The organism is Acidobacteriota bacterium (assembly GCA_009861545.1).
Taxonomy (GTDB): Bacteria; Acidobacteriota; Vicinamibacteria; order Vicinamibacterales; family UBA8438; genus WTFV01.
In genome coordinates, this window is the sequence record VXME01000023.1 from 1 (window position 1) to 4,733 (window position 4,733).

The following is a 4,733-nucleotide window of genomic DNA, read 5'->3' on the forward strand; positions in this document are numbered from 1 at the left end:
GCTGCGCCAGCGCCGAGCACGGAAGCGCCGCGAGGGCGCCGGCCAGCCCGAGGCATCGCAGGACGTACTGAGCCATGCTCATGGTCTCGTCTCCGCTTTCAGTCGCTGCAGCTCCTCCCGCGACCGGAACTCCAGCTTCGCCACCTTCCCGGCCCCAAGGTAGCCCATGCCGATCTGGGTGCGGCCATTGACCGTCACCGCCTGCAGCCCGTGGGTCTTGGTCCCGATCGTCGGCAGGTAATAGCTGGTCCACTCTTCCGTGCCGGGATCGAACTTCGCGATCGAATCGCCATGCGTGAACGGCAGCCACACCATGCCGTCTTCGTCCACCGACGTCTCGTAGCAGTTCCCGTCCTCATGCTCGGGCGGAAAGGGATACATCTCTTCGAGGTCAGAGCGGCTGTCGAGCTTCAGCAGGCCGCCACCGTACCACGAGCAGCCCCAGAACGTGGTGCTCCGCGGATCGGCGCCTGGCTTGCGAATCGCCACGGCGCCCGGCCTCCCGTAGCCGTAGAACGTCAGGCGATCGGCGAAGACCGCCAGCTCCTCCGCGGTGAACAGGTCGCTCCTGTCGTTTACCGCTTCGGGTAGAGGCACGAACGTGGCGTGGCCGGTCTCGAGGTCCGCCTTCATCAACCCGTCCCGCGGAATGGCGGTCGACCACCAGCCATTGCCGGCGCCATCGCCGGTCATCCCGTAGTTCGAGGCGTTCGGAACCGGGTTCTCGAAGAGCGTCCAGTCGCGGGTCCTCGTGTCGTAGCGCATCGCCTTCGCGTCGTTCGTCGCCCCCGCGGCCCAGATGCCACCTCGCCCGTCGTCGCCGATCCAGGGCCCCACGCGTGCCCCCTCGGGCGGGCGAATGATGGCCGATTCGCCCGTCCGCGGGTTGATGCGCCCCAGCGCACCGATGTTGCTCATGTCGAACCACACGACCCCGGCGGCGTCCCGGATGATGTCGTGCGAATTCGCGGGGGGAGCGTCCGGTGTCTCCGACAGCACGAAGTTCGTCGCGTGGCCGGTCCGCCAGTCGTATCTGACGACGGTGCGGGTGATGTTGAACATGTCGGCCATCCACACGTTTCCATCGGCATCCAGCGTGGCGTTCATCGCGTGGTGCTTGGACTCGTCCATGAAATCGACAGGGCCGAGCGCCCAATCGGTGCTGCCATCGTTGAAGAACGGCAATCCGAAACCGGGCTCGGGCGCGTCGTATTCGCGGGCGATCATCAGCGTCGAGTCCCCCGTCGGACGACGGGGCGTGAACGTCATGGGCGACGGGCCCGGACCACGCACCTTCGCCAGCCACGCCGCCAGCTCATCCCGGAAGTGGACCATGATCGCGTTCGGCCGGCGACGGGCCGCGGCGGCCGGAGTGCCATACCGATACGGGTGCATCCGGCTCATCACGTCGATGATGTTCCGCCAGCCGGCCTCGTCGAATCGGCTGATCAGCGTGAAGTTCTGCGGATGACATCCCATACAGGCCGCCCGAAAGACCTCCTTCATCCGGAGGTCCTCACGGGTGCCGTCCGGCAGCGCCGCATACCATTGGCTCCCCGTCAGCTGATTGTGGAAGTCCGCGGTAGGGGTGAGCGTGAAGTTCCGTCTGGCCCCGGCCTCGCGCAGCGCCACCTCCGCGCGGCCCGCCTCGAAGGCCTGGGCCTGTGCCCAGACCTTGTAGGGCCGTCCAGTCTCGAGCGGCGGGAAATGGTACTCGCCGTCACTGTCGGTGAACACGCTCGTGGTGACGTTCCGCCCCGGCGCCCGGGCAGACACGGTGACGCCCTCGAGCCTCTCGCCTGACGTCGATGTGACGGTCCCCCACAGGGGACCGGCGGTCTCGCCGAACGACACGGGGTCGGCCACACTCGGCGACGAGAGCTCGACCAGCCGGTCCACCACCGGCGGGCGGAGCGTCTGGACTCTCTTGAGGTAGCCGATGATCGAGTCGATCTGCTCGGGCCGGAGGGCGTACCTGAACGCCGGCATCGTGGCTGAGCCTTCGGAGATGAGCCGTCGCACCGCGCGTTCGCGGTCCTCCCCTTCGACATTCGTCCTGGAGAGCGGCGGCCCGTAGGATGCCGCGTCGACGAGGCCTGCCCCGGCGCCTCTGGTGGTCGACATCGTCGAGTAGTGACAGGTGTTGCAGCGCTGCTTGAACAGAAACGCGCCCTGCCGTTCGCTCGCGCTCAACGACGACAGAAAGTGCGTGTCGGTGACGCCAAGCACCTGCGGCTCCATGCCCCATGCGGTGCGCATCCACTCTTCGACGTCGGCGGGCACGTCCGGCGGTTCTGCTGACGTGGCCGGCTGGGCGAGAACGCCGGACGGGGGGAACAGGAGCACGCCGAGCACCACCAGCACAGACTTCATGGCCATGGATGTTCGGCTCCTGAATCGAGCACCGTCGTCGATCTCACCCGTTTGGCTCCTCAGCCGCTGCTCGTCACCGACCAGCAGGGGTTCGAGGGGCATAAGCTGCTGCGAGTCAGCAGATTATACCTGGAGTGTGTCTCCGACGATTGTAGGATCGAGCACCAAAGCACCGTAGCTTGACAGCCTCTATTGTCACAACTGGCTGGGGCTGTCGTGCCTGAACCGAAACTTAGCCGCCCGTGGACGGCCCGAGACGATCCGCCAGCGCCTGGCCGGCCGCACGTACGCGGCGCCCCAGATGTCTTGCGCTGCCGCTGACGCTGCGGCCGGAGGCCGTCAGCAGTCCCTGGGACACGCGGCGCGCACCGCTACGCACGATCCCGCCGAGCATCCCGCCGGCCTGCACGACCGCCGCCCGGCGGAGGTTGCGGCGCGGTCGGGACGTAAGCGCCGCGCAATACTGCTTCGCGATCATGGCGACTCGCAGCGTCAGGAACGCGTTCGTGGCGCCGCCGAGCACGGAGCTGACGAAGACCGTGCTGGCGGTCTGCAGCCCGGGCACGCTCCCCGCCACCGATCCGAACACGCCCGAGACGACCGGCTGGATGTGGTCGCTGATGTCCATGTCCTCGAGCTCGCCGGCGATGAAGGCGGTCGCGCCGACGTTCGCATACAGGTGGACGATCTCGCGGGCGCCGGGGCGTTGGTGATAGACGTGCGCCAGACGCCAGATCATCTTCGCCTGGACGCCGAGCATGACCAGGGCGTCGAGGCTGCCGTGCTGCGAGACGGCCGTGGCGATGAAGACATCGGATGCGGCCCGCCGGGCCACGTCGTCGGCCTGGGCGCCCAGGCGCTCGAGCCCGGCTTCGATCTCCTCGCGGGCGCGGAACGGTCCGGGGCCGGCCTGCTCGTTGTCCGCGAGGCGCCGGCCGAGCGCCCGCAGATGCCGTTCGAACGCCCGTCCTTCGTCGACCGGCGGCGGTTGCAGCGGCTTCGGCAGCCGGAAGAACAGAATCAGCGGCACCAGGAGGCAGATGCCGTAGACGACGAGCAGGACGCCGAGAACGGCCGAGCCGAGGGTCGGATGAAGCGCGGTGGCGAGCGAGACGAGCTGGGCGGTCTGGTTCACCACCAGGCCGAGCAGGACAACCGTCCCGAGGGCGGTGAGCGCGAACGCGATCCGGGACCACCTTTTCCACATGGCTCGTCTCTAAGACCGTGGACGTAGCGGCCCCGCTGGTGGTTCCCGCAAGCGGGAGTCGAGCGGCCGTGCTACCGCGCAGACTACTGGACGCGCTCGACGGCCAGGGCGACGCCGTTGCCGCCGCCGAGACACAGCGTGGCGACGCCCCGCTTCAGGTTGCGGGTCTTCAGCGCGTAGAGCAGGGTGGTCAGGATGCGTGCGCCGCTGGCCCCGATCGGATGGCCGAGGGCGACCGCGCCGCCGTTGACGTTCACCTTCGCCGGATCGGCCCCCAGCTCGCGGATGACCGCCAGCGCCTGCGCGGAGAAGGCCTCGTTGAGCTCGATCAGATCGACGTCGTCCAGTGACCAGCCCACCTTGGGGAGCAGCTTCTGCACCGCCTCGACCGGCGTCATGAGGAGCCACTTGGCGGGGCGTCCGCTGAACGCCTGCCCGACGATGCGGGCCATCGGGACCACCCCGAGCTCGGCCGCGCGGTCCTCGGCCATGACGACGGTGGCCGCGGCGCCGTCGTTGACCCCGGGCGCGTTGCCGGCGGTCACCGTGCCGCCGTCCTTCTTGAACGCCGGGCGCAGCCGGGCGAGCGCCCCGGCGGTCGTATCGGGGCGCACCGCCTCGTCGTACTCCAGCCGGATAGGGTCGCCCCGGCGCTGCGGGATCTCGACCGGCAGGATCTCGTCCTTGAAGAAGCATTCGCGGATGGCGGTGGCGGCCTTCCGGTGGCTGTCCGCCGCGAACGCGTCCTGGTCCTCGCGGGTGACGCCGTAGCGTTCGACGACCGCCTCGGCGGCCTCGCCCATGGACCAGTTCTCGACCGCGCACCAGAGCCCGTCGTGCATCATCGCATCGAGCACCTGCCCGTTGCCCATGCGCATGCCGCCGCGCGCCTTCGGCAGCATGTACGGACAGTTGCTCATCGATTCCATGCCCCCGGCGACCGCGACGTCGATGTCGCCGGTGGCGATCCCCTGCGCGGCGAGCATCACCGCCTTGAGCCCGGAGCCGCAGACCTTGTTGACGGTCAGGGCGCCGACGTGGTCGGGGAGCCCGGCGGCGAGGGCGGCCTGCCGGGCCGGGGCCTGGCCGAGGCCGGCGGAGACGACGTTGCCCATGATGCACTCGTCCACCGCGTCCGGCTCGATGCCGGCCC

Annotated in this window: 3 protein-coding genes; all 3 read right to left on the reverse strand. The window is 69.0% G+C overall.

The window, feature by feature from the left end:
- Positions 1-78 precede the first annotated feature (78 nt).
- A complete protein-coding gene (locus F4X11_03500; GenBank protein ID MYN64080.1) occupies positions 79-2,475 on the reverse strand; it encodes a hypothetical protein in 2,397 nt (798 codons plus the stop codon).
- 130 nt (positions 2,476-2,605) lie between these two features.
- Complete coding sequence (locus F4X11_03505) at positions 2,606-3,580, reverse strand: DUF697 domain-containing protein (protein MYN64081.1); 975 nt, start codon at positions 3,578-3,580, stop codon at positions 2,606-2,608.
- Positions 3,581-3,663: 83 nt separating this feature from the next.
- A partial coding sequence (locus F4X11_03510; protein MYN64082.1) for an acetyl-CoA C-acyltransferase occupies positions 3,664-4,733 on the reverse strand: 1,070 nt, incomplete at its 5' end.

Bases quoted from the DNA above. Each gene is read 5' to 3' on its own strand.
- F4X11_03500 (MYN64080.1), bottom strand. From the start codon at position 2,475: ATGCCCCTCGAACCCCTGCTGGTCGGTGACGAGCAGCGGCTGAGGAGC.
- F4X11_03505 (MYN64081.1), bottom strand. From the start codon at position 3,580: ATGTGGAAAAGGTGGTCCCGGATCGCGTTCGCGCTCACCGCCCTCGGG.